16 protein-coding genes and 2 tRNA genes are annotated in these 19,860 nt (G+C 69.1%); 4 read left to right on the top strand and 14 right to left on the bottom strand.

The window, feature by feature from the left end:
* Positions 1 to 171 precede the first annotated feature (171 nt).
* Positions 172 to 1,059 (bottom strand): rhomboid family intramembrane serine protease, encoded by an 888-nt coding sequence (locus ACGFW6_RS11785; RefSeq protein ID WP_393507217.1) that lies wholly within the window; start codon positions 1,057 to 1,059, stop codon positions 172 to 174.
* 103 nt (positions 1,060 to 1,162) lie between these two features.
* Entirely contained in the window at positions 1,163 to 1,696 is a 534-nt protein-coding gene (locus ACGFW6_RS11780; RefSeq protein WP_381448887.1) for a peptidylprolyl isomerase, read from the bottom strand.
* Between the two features lie 326 nt (positions 1,697 to 2,022).
* Here ACGFW6_RS11780 and ACGFW6_RS11775 point away from each other — a divergent pair, with 326 nt between their 5' ends.
* On the top strand, positions 2,023 to 2,736 hold the full coding sequence (locus tag ACGFW6_RS11775; protein ID WP_393507215.1) for a DUF5324 family protein: 714 nt from the start codon (positions 2,023 to 2,025) through the stop codon (positions 2,734 to 2,736).
* Between the two features lie 321 nt (positions 2,737 to 3,057).
* Here the strand turns inward: ACGFW6_RS11775 and ACGFW6_RS11770 are convergent.
* Positions 3,058 to 3,130, bottom strand: a tRNA-Ala gene (locus ACGFW6_RS11770).
* Positions 3,131 to 3,313: 183 nt separating this feature from the next.
* Between ACGFW6_RS11770 and ACGFW6_RS11765 the strand changes: the two genes are divergently transcribed.
* Together ACGFW6_RS11765 and ACGFW6_RS11760 are read left to right on the top strand one after the other, a co-directional pair.
* On the top strand, positions 3,314 to 3,862 hold the full coding sequence (locus tag ACGFW6_RS11765; RefSeq protein WP_030945501.1) for a DNA-binding protein: 549 nt from the start codon (positions 3,314 to 3,316) through the stop codon (positions 3,860 to 3,862).
* Between the two features lie 176 nt (positions 3,863 to 4,038).
* Entirely contained in the window at positions 4,039 to 5,976 is a 1,938-nt protein-coding gene (locus ACGFW6_RS11760) for a serine/threonine-protein kinase (protein ID WP_393507213.1), read from the top strand.
* A gap of 91 nt (positions 5,977 to 6,067) precedes the next feature.
* Here ACGFW6_RS11760 and ACGFW6_RS11755 read toward each other — a convergent pair whose 3' ends face one another.
* Positions 6,068 to 7,408: a hypothetical protein gene (locus ACGFW6_RS11755; RefSeq protein ID WP_393507211.1), complete on the bottom strand. Its 1,341-nt coding sequence runs from the start codon at positions 7,406 to 7,408 to the stop codon at positions 6,068 to 6,070.
* 220 nt (positions 7,409 to 7,628) lie between these two features.
* Positions 7,629 to 7,757: a DLW-39 family protein gene (locus ACGFW6_RS11750; protein ID WP_003999697.1), complete on the bottom strand. Its 129-nt coding sequence runs from the start codon at positions 7,755 to 7,757 to the stop codon at positions 7,629 to 7,631.
* 338 nt (positions 7,758 to 8,095) lie between these two features.
* Between ACGFW6_RS11750 and ACGFW6_RS11745 the strand changes: the two genes are divergently transcribed.
* A complete protein-coding gene (locus ACGFW6_RS11745; RefSeq protein ID WP_380849811.1) occupies positions 8,096 to 8,473 on the top strand; it encodes a DUF6344 domain-containing protein in 378 nt (125 codons plus the stop codon).
* A gap of 129 nt (positions 8,474 to 8,602) precedes the next feature.
* Here the strand turns inward: ACGFW6_RS11745 and ACGFW6_RS11740 are convergent, their stop codons facing one another.
* From ACGFW6_RS11740 to gnd, 9 genes are all read right to left on the bottom strand, one after another.
* Positions 8,603 to 9,346 (bottom strand): AAA family ATPase, encoded by a 744-nt coding sequence (locus ACGFW6_RS11740; RefSeq protein WP_393507209.1) that lies wholly within the window; start codon positions 9,344 to 9,346, stop codon positions 8,603 to 8,605.
* A gap of 121 nt (positions 9,347 to 9,467) precedes the next feature.
* Positions 9,468 to 10,355, bottom strand: a complete 888-nt coding sequence (locus ACGFW6_RS11735; protein ID WP_393507207.1) for a hypothetical protein — start codon at positions 10,353 to 10,355, stop codon at positions 9,468 to 9,470.
* Between the two features lie 481 nt (positions 10,356 to 10,836).
* Positions 10,837 to 10,910 (bottom strand) — tRNA-Ile (locus ACGFW6_RS11730).
* Positions 10,911 to 11,056: 146 nt separating this feature from the next.
* Positions 11,057 to 11,851 (bottom strand): DUF3566 domain-containing protein, encoded by a 795-nt coding sequence (locus ACGFW6_RS11725; protein WP_393507205.1) that lies wholly within the window; start codon positions 11,849 to 11,851, stop codon positions 11,057 to 11,059.
* An 18-nt stretch (positions 11,852 to 11,869) separates the two neighbouring features.
* Positions 11,870 to 14,455, bottom strand: coding sequence for a DNA gyrase subunit A (gene gyrA, locus ACGFW6_RS11720; protein WP_393507204.1), 2,586 nt, complete (start codon positions 14,453 to 14,455; stop codon positions 11,870 to 11,872).
* Positions 14,456 to 14,497: 42 nt separating this feature from the next.
* Positions 14,498 to 16,561, bottom strand: coding sequence for a DNA topoisomerase (ATP-hydrolyzing) subunit B (gene gyrB / locus ACGFW6_RS11715; RefSeq protein WP_393507202.1), 2,064 nt, complete (start codon positions 16,559 to 16,561; stop codon positions 14,498 to 14,500).
* 521 nt (positions 16,562 to 17,082) lie between these two features.
* Positions 17,083 to 17,646, bottom strand: a complete 564-nt coding sequence (locus tag ACGFW6_RS11710) for a DUF721 domain-containing protein (protein WP_393507200.1) — start codon at positions 17,644 to 17,646, stop codon at positions 17,083 to 17,085.
* On the bottom strand, positions 17,643 to 18,764 hold the full coding sequence (gene recF, locus ACGFW6_RS11705; RefSeq protein WP_393507198.1) for a DNA replication/repair protein RecF: 1,122 nt from the start codon (positions 18,762 to 18,764) through the stop codon (positions 17,643 to 17,645). The genes ACGFW6_RS11710 and recF overlap by 4 nt, the downstream gene beginning before the upstream one ends.
* 158 nt (positions 18,765 to 18,922) lie before the next feature.
* Positions 18,923 to 19,798, bottom strand: a complete 876-nt coding sequence (gene gnd, locus ACGFW6_RS11700) for a phosphogluconate dehydrogenase (NAD(+)-dependent, decarboxylating) (RefSeq protein ID WP_393507196.1) — start codon at positions 19,796 to 19,798, stop codon at positions 18,923 to 18,925.
* Positions 19,799 to 19,860: the final 62 nt, after the last annotated feature.

Genomic DNA, 19,860 nt, shown 5'->3' with positions numbered 1-19,860 from the left:
GTATGACTGCCACACCGGTCATCCGATGGCACTCCGAACGTATGTACGCCCCCTGTCTGACCTGCGAAAATGCCGGTCAAAGGCAGGGGGCGTGACCGTTCCCGCACCCTACGCACAAGATCCGCCACACGCTGTGGACAACAGGGCCGCTCACGTGGATAACGTCCCGGCTCAGGTGAGCTGGGCCGTCCTGAGCACGGTCATCAGCACGACCACGGCCAGGACCAGCGCACATGTGCCGTACTGCACGAGGGCCCGGCGCTCCCGCGGGGCGTGGACCATGGCGTAGCCGATGACGACGCCGGCCACGAGGCCGCCGATGTGGGCCTGCCAGGCGATGTTGCTCCAGCCGAACGTGAAGATGAGGTTGATCACCAGCAGGGCGATGATCGGCCGCATGTCGTACTGGAGCCGGCGCATCAGCACGGCGGTCGCGCCGAAGAGACCGAAGATGGCGCCGGAGGCGCCGAGCGAGGACTGGTTCGCGGCGCCGATGAGGTAGGTCAGCGCGCTGCCTGCGAGGCCGGAGACGAAATAGAGCGTGAGGTAGCGGGCACGGCCGAGGGCCGCTTCCAGGGGGCCGCCGATCCACCACAGGCTGAGCACGTTGAACAGGATGTGGACGTAGCCGCCGTGCAGGAACATCGAGGTCAGCAGCCGGTACCACTGCCCCTCGGCGACACCCCCGACGTCGCCGAGCACGGGGATGTATGCCCGTCCGATGAGGGTGAAGCTGTCGGTGAAGCGGTTGCCGACGGACAGCTGGACCAGGAAGACGGCAAGACAGATGCCGATCAGGATCTTGGTGACCAGGCGTGGGTCGGAGGCGATGGTGCCGCCCGCGATGGTGCGGGGCTGGGCCGCGGTGGGCGCATGCCCCGTGCCGGAACCGCCGCGTACGCAGTCGGGGCACTGGAAGCCGACGGAGGCGCTGACCATGCACTCGGGACAGATGGGCCGCTCGCAGCGGGTGCAGCGGATACCGGTCTCGCGGTCCGGATGGCGGTAGCAGACCGGCAGGCTCTGGGCGTCCTGCGGGCTGCCGGCCGGCTGGTCCATGAGGTCCCCTAGGTCGTCGTCCGCGGTGCACGTCCTCAATGCACCGCCCCGCTCATCCTTACGGACGAGCGGGGCGTTTGGTTCCCTGCGGGAGGTGTCGGACTCAGCCCTCGCGGGTCTCCACGACGACCGACTCGATGACGACGTCGTTCACGGGACGGTCGGTGCGCGGGTTGGTCTGCGCGGTCGCGATGGCGTCGATGACCTTCTGGCTCGCGCCGTCGTTGACCTCGCCGAAGATCGTGTGCTTGCGGTTCAGCCACGTCGTGGGGGCGACGGTGATGAAGAACTGCGAGCCGTTCGTGCCCGGGCCGGCGTTGGCCATGGCCAGCAGGTAGGGCTTGTCGAAGGAGAGGTCCGGGTGGAACTCGTCCTCGAACTGGTAACCGGGACCGCCGGTGCCGTTGCCCAGCGGGTCGCCGCCCTGGATCATGAAGCCGCTGATGACCCGGTGGAAGACCGTGCCGTCGTAGAGCTTGGCCGTGGACTTCTCGCCGGTTTCGGGGTTCGTCCACTCACGCTCGCCCTTGGCGAGTTCGACGAAGTTCTTGACCGTCTTCGGCGCGTGGTTCGGGAGGAGCCGGACCTCGATGTCGCCGTTGTTGGTCTTCAGGGTGGCGTAAAGCTGCTCAGCCACGATCTGCCTTCCGTTGTCTTCCTGTGACACCCCGATCCTCGCACGGTCTGCGGGATCCGTCGCCCGCCACTCGTTCACCGGCGCGCAACCGGGCGCTTCTCCGGCAGAAAAGTGGGCGAGTGGGTCCGTGGCGGGGGCGCTCGACGGCGAACCGTGGCATTGTCGACGACAAGCCACCGTTGAACCACATTGGTCCGTTATTGGGTTTGATCAAGACATTCGGCACCCATATGCCCGCCCACACATGCCCCAAAGCGCTCCGGCAGGCATGATCCGTAAAAGGGTGGAAAGTCGAAATACCGTACGCCACCGAGGAGGAGGATCCCGTGACCCGCATCGACAGCGTGCGCGCCGCGACCGGCTCGGCGAAGGACAGCGTGCTGCACGCCGCGGAAGTGGTGGCGCCCTACGCCGACACCGCCAAGGACAGGGCCGCACTGTATGCGCACGAGGCACGCGTACGGCTGGCGCCGATGGTCTCGCAGGCCACCGAGCAGGCCCGCGCCCAGGCCCGTCTCCAGTACGACGCGCATCTCGCACCACGGCTGGAGCAGGCCCTTACCCACGTGCCGCCGAAGGTCGACCTAGCCGCTCATGAAGCCGCCGTCCGTACCCGCAAGGCTGCCCGGCAGGCCGCCGACTATTCCCGGCCGAAGATCGAACAGGCGGTCGCCGCCGCCGGACCCGTGCGCGACGAGGCCGCCGCACGCGGCGTCGCCGCACTGGCCGCGCTACGCGGTCAGGTCTCACCGCAGGAGATCCAGCGCCTGGTCCGCAAGCACGAGCGGCGGGCCAGGGCCGGCCGCGTGGTGAAGGTGCTGGCCGTGCTGGGTCTCGTCGCCGGTGGGGCCGTCGCCGCGTGGAAGTGGTGGGACAAGCAGGCCAATCCGGACTGGCTGGTCGAGCCGCCCGCCGCGACGGAAGTTCCCGAGTCGAACCGTCTGACGTCCGTGGACGGCAGCGGCCAGAACGGCCTGGACCCGGAGGTCCAGGCGAAGGAGGCCGAGGAGGAAGCCGCCCGCCGGGACGAGGGCCCGTGACGGACGAGAGCCCGTGACCGACAAGATCCCGTGACGGACGAAGGCCGGTGACGGACGAAGGCCGGTGACGGACGAGGGCCGGTGACGGACGAGGGCCGGTGATCTGAGGGCCTTCCCTTACGGCTTCTCGCGTACGGCTTCTCACCCGCGGCCGCAAGAGCCGTAGGCGAAGACAAGTGGTGTGTGTCCCGTGCGGCGGGCGCACACCACTTTGCCGTCCACTGCCCCGCCTCTGATGACGGCCGGTCAGAAGCACCCGCGACGCACGCACCAAAAAAAGCCCCCTGACCTGCGTTTCCGTAGGTCAGGGGGCTTGAGGTGTGGAGCCTAGGGGAGTCGAACCCCTGACATCTGCCATGCAAAGACAGCGCTCTACCAACTGAGCTAAGGCCCCTCAAAAAGAAACGTCCGGCCGGAGGAAAACCCCATACCGGCGGGCGCCCAGACCAGAGTACCCGGTCGCCCCCCGGATCCCGCAAAAGGATTGGGGGTCCCCGTAAACGACCACTCTCCGTAAGATGCTCGGCGTGGTTCGCGACAGCGAACCGCGGTTTTGGGGAAGCGATGGGGAGACGCAATGGACGCCGCACAGCAGGAAGCCACCGCAAGAGCGCGGGATCTGCAGCGGAACTGGTACGGGGAGCCGCTGGGGACGCTCTTCCGTAAGCTCATCGACGATCTTGGTCTCAACCAGGCTCGTCTCGCGGGGGTACTGGGACTGTCCGCACCGATGCTGTCGCAGCTGATGAGCGGACAGCGGGCGAAGATCGGCAATCCCGCCGTGGTCCAGCGGGTGCAGCTGCTGCAGGACTTGGCGGGGCAGGTCGCGGACGGCAGCGTGAGCGCGGCCGAGGCCACCGAGCGCATGGAGGAGATCAAGAAGTCGCAGGGGGGCTCGGTGCTCAGCAACACCACGCACACGACGAACAGTTCGGGTGCGCCCACGGTCAAGCGGGTCGTGCGCGAGATCCAGTCGCTGCTGCGCTCGGTGGCCGCCGCGGGCGACATCATCGAGGCCGCGGAGACCCTCGCCCCCACCCACCCGGAACTGGCAGAGTTCCTCCGGGTGTACGGCGCCGGCCGCACCTCCGACGCGGTCGCGCACTACCAGTCCCACCAGAACTGACCCCCTGGCCCGGTCGCCGAGGGGGTTCGGCAGCCGGGCCGACGGCGTGCGTCCTGAGCGGGCACGAGGGGGTCGTGCGGGGGAGTCCGCGAAGGACGGTCAGCGAGGGGGAGTCGTATCGCTCGTCGTGGGGGAAGCAAGGGGGGTAACCGGAGGGGGAGGAGCGACGCACAGCCATGGGTGAGGTCTTCGCCGGGCGCTACGAACTGGTCGACCCGATCGGACGCGGGGGCGTCGGCGCCGTCTGGCGTGCCTTCGACCACCGCCGTCGGCGCTATGTGGCAGCCAAGGTGCTGCAGCAGAGCGACGCGCACTCGCTGCTGCGGTTCGTCCGCGAGCAGGCTCTGCGGATCGATCATCCCCATGTGCTCGCGCCCGCCAGCTGGGCCGCCGACGACGACAAGGTCCTGTTCACCATGGACCTGGTGGCCGGCGGCTCGCTGGTCCATCTCGTAGGCGATTACGGCCCCTTGCCGCCGTCGTTCGTCTGCACCCTCCTCGACCAGCTCCTCGCGGGGCTCGCCGCGGTGCACGCGGAAGGCGTCGTCCATCGCGACATCAAGCCCGCCAACCTGCTCCTCGAAGCCACCGGCACGGGGCGTCCACGGCTCAGGCTCTCCGACTTCGGCATCGCCATGCGGCTCGGCGAGCCGCGCCTCACCGAGACCAACCTCGTCGTGGGAACGCCCGGTTATCTCGCTCCCGAGCAACTCATGGGCGCGGAACCGGACTTCCCGGCCGACCTGTTCGCCGTGGGGCTGGTCGCGCTGTATCTGCTGGAGGGTGCCAAGGCGGACGCCAAGGCGCTGGTCCAGTACTTCACCACGCACGGGACGCCGGGTGCACCCACGGGCATTCCGGAACCGCTGTGGCAGGTCGTGGCCTCGCTGCTGCAACCGGATCCGCACGCGCGGTTCCGCACGGCGACGGGGGCGCGCAAGGCCCTCGCCGCGGCCACCGAGCTTCTGCCGGAGCCCGGCCCCGACGACGAGATCATCGAGATCTTCGACCAACTCGGTCCGCTGCCGACGGGGTTCGTACCCGAGGGACCGCTCAAGCGGGCCCCGGGAATCGAAGGAGAGCGGACCGGATCCGGACAGTTCCGGGTCGGCGAGGGCTCGGTGGGGACATCGAGCCCGGCGAACGGCACCGGCCCCGATCCGAGAAGCCTCGGCTCCGTACCGAGCGGCACGGAATTCGGGGCGGCCGGTGGCGGCTATGGAGCGGCCGGTGCGGCACATGGGCCGTCCGGTGCAGGACATGGAGCGTCCGGTGGCGGGTCCGGGTCGGTCGGCGGCGGGCAGGTGGCGGGCAGCGGGCCCGGGCCGGTAGGCGGCAGACCCGGGTCGGCGGGCACGGGGCGAGGCACAGCCGGCACCGGATCCGATGCCGTATCCGGCGATCCGCGTCACGTGCCGGCTGGGCAGACACCGCCCGTTGCCGAGCCCCCCAGCTCCCCGCAGCAGCGCGACAGCGGCAGTTCGGTCAGCATGTCCGACACCGGCAGCTTCCATCTGCCGCTCCCGCAGTCCACAGGCTCCTCCCCTCAGGCACAGACGCCCCCGCCACAGCCCTACGCGGCACAAGGACCGGCGCAAGGCCCGGTACAGGGCGAGGTACGCAGGCCCGCCGGCAACCACGGCCACCCCCACGAGAACGTGCAGCATCACCCGGCCGACACCCCCCTGACCAGCAACCCCGCGACCAACACCCCTCAGGGCAGCGACCCGCCGGCCAACGCCCCCAGGACCAGCAACCCCCCGGCCAACAGCTCCCCCTACGACACCACCCATGTCCTGTCCTCCCCCCGACCACACACGCCGCAGTACCCGCCCCAGCCTCCGACGACGCCGCCACAGCACCAGCACCAGCACCAGCACCAGCACCAGCGCGTCGATGCCTCTACTGCTTCGTACACCGCTCAGAGCCCGCAGGTTCCACCTTCGGCTCCCCCGGTTCCGCAGCCGCGCCGTCGCGGCGGTCACCGAGCCGTCCGTCGAGCGGCCCGCGGCCCCGCACGCCGCCCCGGTCCACCCGCCAAGGTGGCGCTGCCGCTCCTGCTGCTGGCGCTGGCCTGCTACGCCGTCGGTTTCTGGGCCCTGGCCCAGCTCTGAGAACGGGATCCGCCCGGGCAGGGGCCAGGTCCAGGTCCTCACGCAGGCGCAGACCCGAGGGCGCCCCCGAACGTCCCGCAGAAGCCCGCGTCTACAAGGCCCCGACCCGCCGCCGAGCCACCACCATCCACACCCCCAGCACCACCAGCACCAAGGTCCCGGCTCCGATACCGCTGACCGCGAGCACGGTCATCGCAGCGTCCCCGCTGCCCCCGGCCCCGCCCCCGGCTCCGTCCGCGGCAGCCGCCTCCCGGTCGGTGGCGGAGAGCTGGAAGACGTCCCGCGGCTCGGACTCCCCCGCGTAACCGGGCCCGGCCTGCGCCGAACCGTCCTCTCGCACGCGCAGCGTCAGCTCGAACGGCCCGTCGCCGTACCGCTCGGCCACCGCGGCCGACAGATGCACGACGAGGTAGTAGGACCCCGCGAACCGCATGGCGCTGAGCCGGTCCGGCCCGGCGTACCTGTTCTCGTAGGCGACCGGGGGCAGGGGGTCGAGTTCGGCTGCCTTCACGCTGCCGTCGTAGTTGGCGCCCGCGTCGTCGACGAATCCGCGCACGGGGTTGTAGAGGGCAAGGTTCAGGGCGCCGACCGCGTAGCCGTCGCCGCCCTTCGAAGCCCCCAGCTCGGCGCCGGCATGCAGCTGGCGGCCCCAGTCGAGCGGCACCTCGTAGAAGAGGGTGCGCCCGGGTTCGATGTCGGAGGTCCACACGCCCTCACCGATCGCCACCGCCGAGGCGAAGCCGGGGCCGCCCGCACGGTGTTCGCCCTCGCCGGTGAGGGGGTCGGGTGAGGCGGAGTCCCAGGTCTCGGGGGCGCTGGTCTCGCCGGCCTGCTTCAGGGGCGACTCGGTGGCGGCGAAGAGCTCCAGGTCCCAGGTGTCCGCCGCGGACTCCGAGGTGGAGACACGCTCGACGATCACGTCGTAGCTGCCGGCGCTCTCGCAGCGGGGGCGGTCCGCCGAGATCTCGCGCACGCCCCACGCCGCGATCGGGCGCGGGCTGCGGACGATGCCGAAGGTCTCGGTGTTCTGGGAGCAGGAGCGGCCCGCGGCGTCCCGTACGGACACCTTGACGCCGTCGCCCGCGTGGATCGTGCTGCCGGCGGCGGGGACGGCGGTCACGGAGACGTACGCGTCCGAGGTGGCGTCGAGGTTGAGGCGGTAGTGGATCTCGCCGGAGCCGGGAAGGGAACTCTTGTAGGTGGTGCCGGGCGCGAGAGTCGCGGCGCCCGCCGCACTCGTCCCGCCGTCGACGGGCCGGGCGTCCGGCGCGAAGGCGTAGGGAGCGGGCGTTCCGGCGGCCAGGGCGGTCCCGGCCGGCAGGGCGCCCGTCACACACAGCAGCGCGGCGACGGCGGCCGCACGCGCGCGTACCGGCGGGGAACCGCGCCACATCCTCGCGGGACGCCACCGCACCGCACGCCGCCGCCTCATCACGCGCCACCCCTCGTCACCACTACCGGACCCCGGACTCGCCCATCCTGCCCAGCCCGGCCGGTCGCCACCCCCGCAATCCGTACGGCCGTCCGAAAAGCCCGGCTCTACGACCTCCGGTCCGCTCCCGCAACTCGAGACGGGGGCGTGCGCGGCGGTGGGTACACAAAACCCCGGCCGCCTGGGCGACCGGGGTCTGTGCGCAATCCGATGTCGTGGCTCACGAACCCGTGGGCACGGAGTCAGTCGCCTCCGTCCACAGATCCTGCTCGGCGCGATCCGCCTGGATCTGGCGGTACACGAGGAGCCCGCCGATGGCGGCCAGTGCGACCAGGAGAAGCTTCTTCACCGCGCGACCTCGTCTTTCCTTGACGTAGGGGACCTCTGGCGCCCGACTATACACACCGGCCGATACCAATCGGTGACCTGAGTCCGGGCTCAACTGCCCGCCGCCACGGCCCAGTAGAAGCGGATGCCGACGCTCCGATCGGAGGGTGATCACACCCCGACGGACGGTGACTTTTGGCCCTTTTCCTCCATCTTCGCTCACCCGTCGAGCGCCATGCGTCCATTCGAGTGCTGTTCATCTGAAGATCGACGCGCCACGGGCGTCGGTCCATGACTTCCGAGCCCCCATACACATCATTGGGAAAGTACGCAAATCGCCCAACCCGAAAGTGAGGGGCCATGACCAGGAACAAGGTCATGAACCTGTGGACCGCCATCGTCACCGCCTTCCTCGCGCTGTGCACGGCGCTCGGATTCGTCACCAACACCGCCGCGGCGGCCGTGCCGCACACCGAGACGAGCCGCCGCAGCAACGGCGACGACAACAACCGCAGCGCCGAGCTGCCGGTGCCGGCGATGCCCCAATGGGCCTGGTCCTACGCCAGAGCGCTGCCCCCCACGATGAAGCAGCGCATCCGGGCCGAGGCACACGGAAAGACCCCAAGCTGCCGCCACCGCCCGCTCACGGAGACGGAAGCGGCCACCACGGGCTCGACGACCCGAGAATGCGCCCACTCCGCGGAACCGGCGCAACCACTGGTCCCGCACCAGCGCTGAACCCCCGGCTCGACCCGAGCTGTGACCCTCTGCCTCAAAGCTTGTCGCAGGACCTGTTCCAAGAGCTGTTCCTGAACCTGTTCCACAGCAACACCACGGCGAACGCCTTCGCCCGTCCTCGTCCCCGTCTCATCGCGTATCGACGATGTGCCGGAGATAGGTCCACGGGTCGTCGAGGTATCGCCGCCAATGATCGACGAGTTCCAGATCCCGCCAGCCGGCGGGACGCATTCCGTGGTCACCCACCTCGATGATCTCGGCGCCCGGAAGCGCCGTCAGCACGGGTGAGTGCGTCGCGCAGATGATCTGTGCGCCGGAACGCCCCAGTTCGTGCAGCAGCCCTACCAGTTGAAGACAGGAAGCGAAGGACAGCGCAGCCTCCGGCTCGTCCAGGACGTACAGCCCAGGCTCCTGAAACCGCTCGCGGAAGGCCATCAGAAAGCCCTCGCCGTGGCTCATCTCGTCCGCGGCCCCGGACAGCCTTCCCGACTTCTGCTCCCGGTCCAGCGCGTCGAGCGCCGTCTCCGCCCGCAGGAAGAATCCTCTGCGGCGCGTCCGAGGCCCGCGCAACATACGCCGACCGGCCGCTGTCGCCTCGAACTTCATCCGGCCGCCCAGGGCCGACGGCTCCCGCCAGGTCGCGTACTTGTAGCCCGCGGATCCGCCCCAGGAATCCAGGCCGAAGCCCTCCGCCAGCGCCTCGACGAGGGTCGACTTCCCCGAGCCGTTCTCCCCCACCAGGAACGTCACCGGGGCCGTGAATCTCAGGCCGTCCTCCAGCAGCTGCCGCACACACGGCACCGACCACGGCCAGCCGTCGCCTTCTTCTCTCTCGTCCTCGGCGACATGCGCGTATGCCCGTTCGACGATCATGCCGAAAGGCTCTCATCCGGCACTGACAATCGGGCCCGAGCGCTCTCATGAGGTTCTCGGTGACCCGTAGGCCCCGCATGGCGACGACCCACAGTCGTGATCGACTGAGCGTCTTCCAGACTCACCCCGCCTTCGCCGGGTCAATCCCGTAAAGCGCGGCGGCGGCCACGGCCTGCATCACGCCACAAGCCTCTTGTTCGTCGGCCGGAGCGGCCCACAGCGGTATCAGTCGTGACGCGGTGGACGAGGAGTCCATACGCAGGTAGTGACAAGCACCCTTGATGCGCAGGGCCAGAACGTACACGTCGCCGCCGTCAGCCTTGCCGGAGACCACGCTCACCGTGTCCCCGGCGGCAACCAGGCGCTTGTCCTTCAGGAAATCCACGGCGCCCTGAGGGGTATGTGCGTACCCCGCGGTCGTCATCTGCCGGTACGCGAACGTGCCAGTGGGCTGCTGCGTCAGCAGCACGCCCATCTGCGCCGCAAGGCTGCCGGCCTTGCCGTCGGTCCGCAAAGCCGGGCATGCCATGCCGGACTGTTTCACGCTGTATGTGCCGAGGCCGAATGTGTAGCGGTAGCAGCGGACCGGATAGGCGTCCGCGGCGACGGTCTCCGTGCCCGGCGGTACCAGCCCCAGCATCACTTCTGCCGTGTGGACTTTGCCGGCGCCCTGACTCTGCTCCGGGCCGGCACTCAGCAGCACTCCGCCGTGCCCCTGGACCTGGGCGACGAGCGTGCCCTCGGTGAACTGTCCCCCATAGGGCTGGCCCCCCGACTGAAAGCCCGCGTTCAAGTCCGCGCGCAGGGCCTCGGCAATCTCGGCGGCCTGTGCGTCAACGGCGGACGTGTCCGGTGCGGTGGTCCGCTGGTGGAGCAAGGTGCCCGCAACGCCCATGGCCCCGGCAACGAGTGCCGTCACCGCGAACGCCAGGACCCGCAACCCGGCACCGCGCTCCCGCGCGAAACCGGGTCGTCGGTCCTGCTGAGCTCCCACAGCCTGCGTCGTCATGTCTGTCCCCTGTCGGCAGGACGTTTCCGGAAGATCACTTCGGGGCCGTGTCCTCGCAGCTCTCCGAGGCTTTCACCACGTGGTGCTCACCACGACCTCCGGCACCGACGACGCGCCGCAGGCCATTGACCGATGTCAGGAGCGTGGCGGCGAGGGCTGGTCTCAGAAGCTTGGTGGCGGTCATGTCCCCCCGGCGTGATGGCGGTTCGGAACAGTCTCCGTGACGAGCCAAGAAAGGGCACCGCTTTTGATCAACTCTGATCCGGTGGCCGTGTCCGTTCACAGTTCGGTCGGCGGGCCCCTTGGGACGAGTGCTCCCGGTCACCGTCCGCCTCGCCCGGCGTGCCTGCGGGACTCTGCTCGCGTGAGTGGGAAGCGGTCGGGATGCTCGCCGAGCTTCTGGAAGATCCGCTCATCGGCTGGTGTCAGCCGTAGATGTCAAAAGACCCCCAGCCGTTATCGACTGGGGGTCTTCCAGATGTGGGGCTAACAGGATTTGAACCTGTGGCCTCATCCTTATCAGGGATGCGCTCTAACCAACTGAGCTATAGCCCCGCCGCGCTCTGCGGTGTGTGTCCCGCGCGCTGACTCCTGAAGATTAGCGCACGACGTGGGCAGTCCCAAAATCGGTTGTCGGGGAACCGTCAGGAGAGGTTTGGAAGCGTCTCCCGACGGCAACCGTCATCCGGCCTCGGTGAACCTCACTCGTCCTCGGCGAGCGTCAGCTCGACGCCGCCCACGAAGCCCGCGGAGAGGTTGTAGATGAACGCGCCGAGCGTCGCCAGTGCCGTCGCCAGGACGACGTCGATGACCGCGATGATCGACGTGAACATCAGCACGTGCGGCAGCGACAGGAACGACTGGAGGTCGAAGCCGTTCGACTCGTTCGAGCCGGTCGCCTCGGAGATCGTGCCGCCGACCGTGGAGAAGACGCCCATGGCGTCCATGACCATCCACAGCACCGCGGACGCGACGATCGTGCAGATGCCCAGCGCGATGGAGAGCAGGAAGCTGACCTTCATCACCGACCACGGGTCGGCCTTGGCGACCCGCAGCCGCGCCTTACGGGTGCGCGGCGTCGTCCGCGCGCCCGTGCGGGGCCGGCGCACCGCGCCCGCCGGAGCGCCCGTCTGGTACGCCTGCGGCGGGTGGTAGGGCCCGGCGGCCTGCTGCGGCTGCCGTTCCCCCGGCAGGGGCGAGCCCGGCGCGGGAGCCGCCTGCTGCGCTCCCGCGGGCTGGGGCTGCGGCTGGGCGCCCGGTGCCGCCCCGGCCGCGTACTGCTGGGCCTGCGAGCCTCGGGTGTCCGTCACGGTTCCCCCCTGGGATCCGGGTGCGTCGGGCGAGGGAGACCCTTTCGCCGGCGACTTGATCGCTTTCAGCTGGGTGGTGTGCGTGTCCGTCGCAGGCGCGGCGGAGCCACGGCCGCCGCCCGTCTCCGGACCGGCCGTAGAACCGGTCGAGGTACCGGACGATCCGGCGCCCGTGGCTCCGCTCACGATGACTCTCTCCTCGTGCTACTCGGCCGAGGGTGCGTCCTCGTCCGTGCCGGCGGGTGCGGCCCCCTCGGCGGTCTCGTCGACGACCACGTCGCCGTCGACTTCCTCCGCCTCGCGTCCCGCCTCGGCGTTGCGTGCAATACCTACGACGGCATCGCGCTTGCCCAGGTTGATCAGTTGGACGCCCATGGTGTCACGGCCCGTCTCCCTGATCTCGTTGACTCGCGTACGAATCACACCGCCGCCCAGCGTGATGGCGAGGATCTCGTCGGTCTCCTCGACCACCAGCGCGCCGACGAGGGAACCGCGGTCCTCGACGATCTTGGCGGCCTTGATACCGAGGCCGCCGCGACCCTGGACGCGGTAGTCGTCGACCGCGGTCCGCTTCGCGTACCCGCCGTCGGTGGCAGTGAACACGAACGTACCGGGTCGAACAACATTCATCGAGAGCAGCTCGTCTCCCTCGCGGAAGCTCATGCCCTTGACACCCGAGGTGGCGCGGCCCATAGGGCGCAGCGACTCGTCCGTGGCGGTGAACCTGATCGACTGCGCCTTCCTGCTGATCAGAAGCAGATCGTCGTCGGGCGAAACGAGCTCGGCACCGATCAGTTCGTCATCGGAACCGTCCTCCGTCTCACGGAGGTTGATCGCGATGACACCGCCGGAGCGCGGCGAATCGTAATCCTTCAGAGGCGTCTTCTTCACAAGACCGGCCTTGGTGGCGAGCACGAGGTAAGGAGCCGCCTCGTAGTCGCGGATCGCGAGGATCTCGGCGATCGCCTCGTCCGGCTGGAAGGCCAGCAGGTTGGCGACGTGCTGCCCGCGCGCGTCACGGCCGGCGTCCGGAAGCTCGTACGCCTTCGCCCGGTACACCCGGCCCTTGTTGGTGAAGAACAGCAGCCAGTGGTGGGTGGTGGAGACGAAGAAGTGGTCGACGATGTCGTCTTCCTTCAGCTTCGTACCCCGTACGCCCTTGCCGCCGCGCTTCTGCGCCCGGTAGTCGTCCGTCTTGGTGCGCTTGACGTAGCCGCCGCGCGAGACGGTGACCACGATGTCCTCTTCGGCGATGAGGTCCTCGATGGACATGTCGCCGTCGTAGGGCACCAGCATGGTCTTGCGGTCGTCGCCGTACTTCTCGACGATCGCCGCCAGCTCCTCGCTGACGATGCCGCGCTGGCGGACCGGCGAGGCGAGGATCGCGTTGTACTCGGTGATCTTCGCCTGGAGCTCGTCGTGCTCCTGGATGATCTTCTGGCGCTCCAGGGCGGCCAGTCGGCGCAGCTGCATCTCGAGGATGGCGTTGGCCTGGATCTCGTCGATCTCCAGGAGCTCCATCAGGCCCGTGCGCGCGATCTCGACCGTGTCGCTGGCCCGGATCAGGGCGATGACCTCGTCGATGGCGTCCAGGGCCTTCAGCAGGCCGCGCAGGATGTGTGCGCGCTCCTCCGCCTTGCGCAGCCGGAAGCGCGTACGGCGTACGACGACCTCGATCTGGTGCGTCACCCAGTGGCGGATGAACGCGTCCAGGGAGAGGGTGCGCGGGACGCCGTCGACGAGCGCCAGCATGTTGGCGCCGAAGTTGGTCTGCAGGTCGGTGTGCTTGTAGAGGTTGTTCAGCACGACCTTGGCGACCGCGTCCCGCTTCAGGACGATGACCAGGCGCTGGCCGGTGCGGGACGACGTCTCGTCGCGGACGTCCGCGATGCCGCCGATCTTGCCGTCCTTCACCAGGTCGGCGATCTTCTGCGCGAGGTTGTCCGGGTTGGTCTGGTACGGCAGCTCCGTGACCACCAGGCACTGGCGGTTCTGGATCTCCTCGACCTCGACGACCGCGCGCATGGTGATGGAGCCGCGGCCCGTGCGGTACGCCTCCTCGATGCCCTTGCGGCCGACGACGAGCGCGCCGGTCGGGAAGTCCGGGCCCTTGATGCGCTCGATGAGCGCGTCCAGGAGCTCCTCGTGCGAGGCCTCCGGGTTCTCCAGGCACCACTGGGCGCCGGCCGCGACCTCGCGCAGGTTGTGCGGCGGGATGTTGGTCGCCATGCCGACCGCGATACCGGCGGAGCCGTTGATCAGCAGGTTGGGGAAGCGGGACGGCAGGACGGTCGGCTCCTGCGAGCGGCCGTCGTAGTTGTCCGTGAAGTCGACGGTCTCCTCGTCGATGTCACGGACCATCTCCATCGACAGCGGCGCCATCTTGCACTCGGTGTAGCGCATGGCCGCCGCCGGGTCGTTGCCCGGCGAGCCGAAGTTGCCGTTGGAGTCGACGAGCGGCATGCGCATCGACCACGGCTGGGCGAGACGGACCAGGGCGTCGTAGATCGAGGAGTCGCCGTGGGGGTGGTAGTTGCCCATGACGTCGCCGACCACGCGCGCGCACTTGTAGAAGCCGCGCTCGGGGCGGTAGCCGCCGTCGTACATGGCGTACAGGACGCGCCGGTGGACGGGCTTGAGGCCGTCCCGGACGTCCGGCAGCGCACGCGAGACGATGACGGACATCGCGTAGTCGAGGTAGGAGCGCTGCATCTCCGTCTCGAGCCCGACGGGCTCGACACGCAGGGTCTGTCCCTCGTCAGGCGTGACGGGAGTGTTCTCGTCGGTCATTGCTGGTGAAGGTCCTTCCTGGTGCGGTCAGCTGAGACCGACTCAGATGTCGAGGAAGCGGACGTCCTTGGCGTTGCGCTGGATGAACTGCCGGCGGGCCTCGACGTCCTCGCCCATGAGGACCGAGAACAGGTCGTCGGCCTGGGCGGCGTCGTCGAGGGTGACCTGGCCGAGGACGCGGTGCTCCTGGTCCATCGTCGTGATGCGCAGTTCCTCGGCGTTCATCTCACCGAGACCCTTGAAGCGCTGGATCGAGTCCTCGCGGACGCGCTTGCCGCGCTGACGGCCCATCTCCAGCAGTGCGTCGCGCTCGCGGTCGGAGTACGCGTACTCGACCTCGTCCCGGCCCCACTTGATCTTGTACAGCGGGGGACGGGACAGGAACACGTGCCCGGCCTCGACCAGTGGCCGCATGAAGCGGAACAGGAAGGTCAGCAGCAGGGTGTTGATGTGCTGGCCGTCGACGTCGGCGTCCGCCATCAGGATGATCTTGTGATAGCGGAGCTTCTCGATGTCGAAGTCCTCGTGCACACCCGTGCCGAAGGCCGAGATCAGCGCCTGGATCTCCTGGTTCTGCAGGATCTTGTCGATCCGCGCCTTCTCGACGTTGAGGATCTTGCCTCGGATCGGGAGGATCGCCTGGTACTGCGGGTTGCGGCCGGACTTGGCCGAGCCGCCGGCGGAGTCACCCTCGACGATGAAGATCTCGCACTTGATGGGGTCGTTCGACTGGCAGTCGGAGAGCTTGCCCGGCAGCGAGGCGCTCTCCAGCAGACCCTTACGACGGGTCAGGTCGCGGGCCTTGCGGGCCGCCACGCGCGCGGTGGCCGCCTGGATGCCCTTGCGGACGATGTCCGCCGCCTCGACCGGGTTGCGGTCCAGCCAGTCGTTGAGGTGCTCGTAGACCGCCTTCTGCACGAAGGTCTTGGCCTCCGTGTTGCCCAGCTTGGTCTTCGTCTGGCCCTCGAACTGCGGCTCGCTCAGCTTCACCGAGATGATCGCCGTCAGACCCTCGCGGATGTCGTCACCCGTGAGGTTGTCGTCCTTCTCGCGCAGCAGCTTCTTGTCGCGCGCGTACTTGTTGATCAGGTTGGTGAGCGCCGCGCGGAAGCCCTCTTCGTGCGTGCCGCCCTCGTGCGTGTGGATGATGTTGGCGAAGGAGTACACGCCCTCGCTGTAACCGCTGTTCCACTGCATGGCGACTTCGAGGGAGAGGGCCCGGTCCTTGTCCTCGGCCTCGAGGTCGATCACCGACGGGTGCACCACGTCGCCCTTGCGGGAGTTGAGGTACTTCACGAAGTCGACGATGCCGCCTTCGTAGTGGTACGTGACCTTCTTGACCTCGGCGGTCTCGTCCGCGCCGGCCTCGTCCGCACCGGACGTGGCCTTGGCCGACTCGCGCTCGTCAGTGAGTTTGATCGTCAAACCCTTGTTGAGGAACGCCATCTCCTGGAAGCGCCGCGAGAGCGTCTCGAAGGAGTAGTCGGTGGTCTCGAAGATGTCGCCGTCGGCCCAGAAGGTGACCGACGTGCCCGTCTCCTCGGTGGCCTCGTGCTGGGCGAGCGGTGCCGTGGGGACACCCATCTTGTAGTCCTGCGTCCAGCGGTGGCCGTCGGTCCGGACCTCGACGGCGACCTTCGAGGACAGCGCGTTCACGACGGAGACACCCACGCCGTGCAGACCACCGGAGACCGCGTAGCCGCCGCCGCCGAACTTGCCGCCCGCGTGCAGGACGGTCAGCACGACCTCGAGCGCCGGCTTGTTCTCGGAGGGGACGATGCCCACGGGGATGCCGCGGCCGTTGTCGACGACGCGCACGCCGCCGTCGGCGAGGATCGTGACCTCGATGGTGTCCGCGTGACCGGCCAGCGCCTCGTCGACGGAGTTGTCCACCACCTCGTACACGAGGTGGTGGAGGCCGCGCTCGCCGGTCGAACCGATGTACATACCGGGTCGCTTGCGAACCGCGTCCAGACCCTCGAGGACGGTGATGGCGCTGGCGTCGTAGGCCGTGGCGATGGCCTCGGCGACGACGGCGTCAGTGGACGGGATGTTCTCGTTGGGGTTGCCGGAATCGGCCACGAAGCGCCCTTTCTGGCACAGCACGAGCCAGGCTCGTCGGCGGGTTGCCGGAGCGGCTGCGGCATGTTGCGTTGGTAAGCCTTGATCAGCGTTGCTCAGCTTTTCCCGGACGGTCCCCACGAGTGGGGCGGGATTGGGCTCCAGTCTACCGGTAGCGCCGACAGTGATGGGGGTTTGCCGGTACCTGAGTCCGCATGTGCCGCCCTGAACCCGCCTCTTCCGACTCCCGATATACGGATGGGGGCTCCAAGAGGCTCACAGAGGCACTCAGCGCTTCCAGCCGTCAACCCTTTGCTACTTAGGAGTCAGGTCGCGATTCGCAACCGCGTGCGGTTGTACGAGGAGCAGGTCGCCGAGGTCGTTTCGTGACCGGCGACAGCCACTGATGTGATGTCGGTCACCTGTGGCCGACGGGGCTGTGGAGGCTGCTGTTACGGGGGTTCAGGAGGCTCCTGTGTGCCCGCGGAGGCTCTCCGCTCCGGAGGAACGGGGCATGAGGGCAGTCCCGAGTCCGAGGGCCGGTCACACGCCGTCGGCCGGTCCGCTCACCCGTATGTGTCGCCGGGGCCCGTGCTGCCGGGCGCGCGCAGGGGGCCGTAGCGCCGCGGGGGGCCGCCGGGACCCTGCACCTTGAGCACTTTCACCGCGCCGTGGCCGAGGTCCTCGTTGAGGCGGGCGACCAGCGTCGGGGCGAGCAGCCGCAGGTTCGTCGCCCACGCCGTCGAGTCGCAGCGCACGACCAGGACCCGCTCGTCCTCGTCGTACTTCTCCGGCACGCAGTGCTTGGCCACGTCGTCGCCGACGATCTGCGGCCAGCGGCCCATCACACCGCCCACCGCGGCCGGGGTCTCCCAGCCGCGCTCGGTGATCAAGCGGTTAATGGCGGAGCCGAGGGCCATGGGGTCGCGGCCGTCGGCACGCGCGCCGGAGCGCAGGCCGCCCCCGCGGCGCGCCTGCTTCTTCTGCTGCGCCGCGTCGCCCCGCGCACGCGCCTGTTCCTTGGCCGCTCTGAGCGCCACGCGCGCAAGGTCGACACCGGAGGGTTCCGGGGCCTTCTTGGGGCCGTCAGGGGCGTTCTCGGACGGGTTTCGGGACGGGTTCTCGCTCATACGCGCTCCACCGTCCCCTCGGCCACCGAGTACCGCGCCCCCGCCAGTACGTGCGGTACGTCGTCGTCGACCGCGGCCGTCACCAGCACCTGCTCGCCGGGCGCGACCAGCTCGGCCAGCCGCTCACGGCGTCTGGCGTCCAGCTCGGCGAACACGTCGTCGAGGACCAGCACCGGCTCGTTGCCCTCGGCCCTGAGCAGGTCGTACGACGCCAGGCGCAGCGCCAGCGCGTAGGACCAGGACTCGCCGTGCGAGGCGTAGCCCTTGGCGGGCAACTGACCCAGTTTGAGCAGCAGATCGTCCCGGTGCGGGCCCACCAGCGTGACGCCGCGCTCGATCTCCTGCTTGCGGGCCTCGGCGAGCGCGGCCATGAGCTGCTCGAAGAGGTCCTCGCGCGTGTGCGCCTCGCCGGGAGCGGACGGCTTGTAGTCCAGGGCGACGGGGCCGCCGCCGGGCGCCAGCTGCTCGTACGCCTTGTCGGCCAGCGGCTGGATCGTCGCGATCAGGTCCAGGCGCTGGGCGAGCAGTTCGGCGCCGGCACGCGCGAGGTGCTGGTCCCAGACATCGAGGGTGGACAGATCCATCGAGCGGCCGCCGTGCCGACGCGCCAGCGCGGCCGACTTCAGCAGGGTGTTGCGCTGCTTGAGGACGCGCTCGTAGTCGGAGCGCACGCCCGCCATGCGCGGGGAGCGGGCGGTGATCATCTCGTCGAGGAAGCGGCGCCGCTCGCCGGGGTCGCCCTTGACCAGCGCGAGATCCTCCGGCGCGAACAGCACGGTCCGCACGATGCCGAGCACGTCACGGGGTCTGACCTGCGAGGACCTGTTGATCCGGGCCCGGTTGGACTTGCCCGGGTTCAGCTCCAGCTCGACCAGCTGCTGCCGCTCGCCCTGGCGGACCTGCGCCCGGATGACCGCCCGGTCGGCGCCCATACGGACGAGGGGGGCGTCGGAGGAGACGCGGTGGCTGCCGAGGGTGGCGAGATAGCCGACGGCCTCGACGAGGTTCGTCTTGCCCTGGCCGTTGGGACCGACGAAGGCGGTGACGCCCGCATCGAGCGGGACTTCGACCCGGGCGTACGAGCGGAAGTCGGCCAGCGACAGATGCGTGACGTGCATGGTCGTTCGCCGACCTCCCCCAACGTGTGGTTGAACCGTCCCCAGTTGTGGACAACCGGGCCACCCCCCGAGGGTGCCAGGCCGGCATCCCCAGGGTGTGGATTACTTGTTCTCGTTTCTCGGTCCTGTCGTGCTCGGCCGTGGCCGCGCCCGGCGGGTTACTTCGTCTCCACCGCGTGGCCGCCGAACTGGTTCCGCAGCGCCGCGATCATCTTCATCTGCGGCGAGTCGTCCTGACGGGACGCGAACCGCGCGAACAGCGACGCGGTGATCGCCGGCAGCGGCACCGCGTGGTCGATGGCGGCCTCCACAGTCCAGCGTCCCTCACCGGAGTCCTGTGCAAAACCCCTGAGCCTGTCGAGGTGCTCGTCCTCGTCGAGGGCGTTCACCGCGAGGTCCAGCAGCCAGGAGCGGATGACCGTGCCCTCCTGCCAGGAGCGGAAGACCTCCCGGACGTCGGTCACGGAGTCGACCTTCTCAAGCAGCTCCCAGCCCTCGGCGTAGGCCTGCATCATCGCGTACTCGATGCCGTTGTGGACCATCTTCGCGAAGTGGCCCGCGCCCACCTTGCCGGCGTGCACGGCGCCGAAGTCGCCCTCCGGCTTGAGGGCGTCGAAGAAGGGCTGCACCTTGGCGACGTTCTCCGCGTCACCGCCGTACATCAGCGCGTAGCCGTTCTCCAGGCCCCAGACGCCACCGGAGACGCCGCAGTCGACGAATCCGATGCCCTTGGCCGCCAGTTCCTCCGCGTGCCGCTCGTCGTCCGTCCAGCGGGAGTTCCCGCCGTCCACCACGACGTCACCGGGCTCCAGGAGCTCGGCGAGCTCGTCGATCGTCGACTGGGTCGCGGCGCCGGCCGGGACCATCACCCAGATCACGCGCGGGCCGGGGAGCTTGCCCACAAGCTCTTCCAGGCTGTGGACGTCCGCGAGGTCCTGGTTGCGGTCGTATCCGACGACGGTGTGGCCCGCGCGGCGTATCCGCTCGCGCATGTTGCCGCCCATCTTGCCTAGGCCGACGAGACCGAGCTCCATCAGTTGTTCCTTAGGTTGCTGTGGCGTGTGAGGCACCTTCATGCCCACGCCAGAGCCTAAAC

This window comes from Streptomyces sp. Y7, assembly GCF_043195415.1.
In the GTDB taxonomy this organism is placed as follows: Bacteria; Actinomycetota; Actinomycetes; order Streptomycetales; family Streptomycetaceae; genus Streptomyces.
The sequence above is the reverse complement of the archived record's forward strand: the minus strand, read 5'-3'. Positions and strand labels throughout refer to the sequence as shown.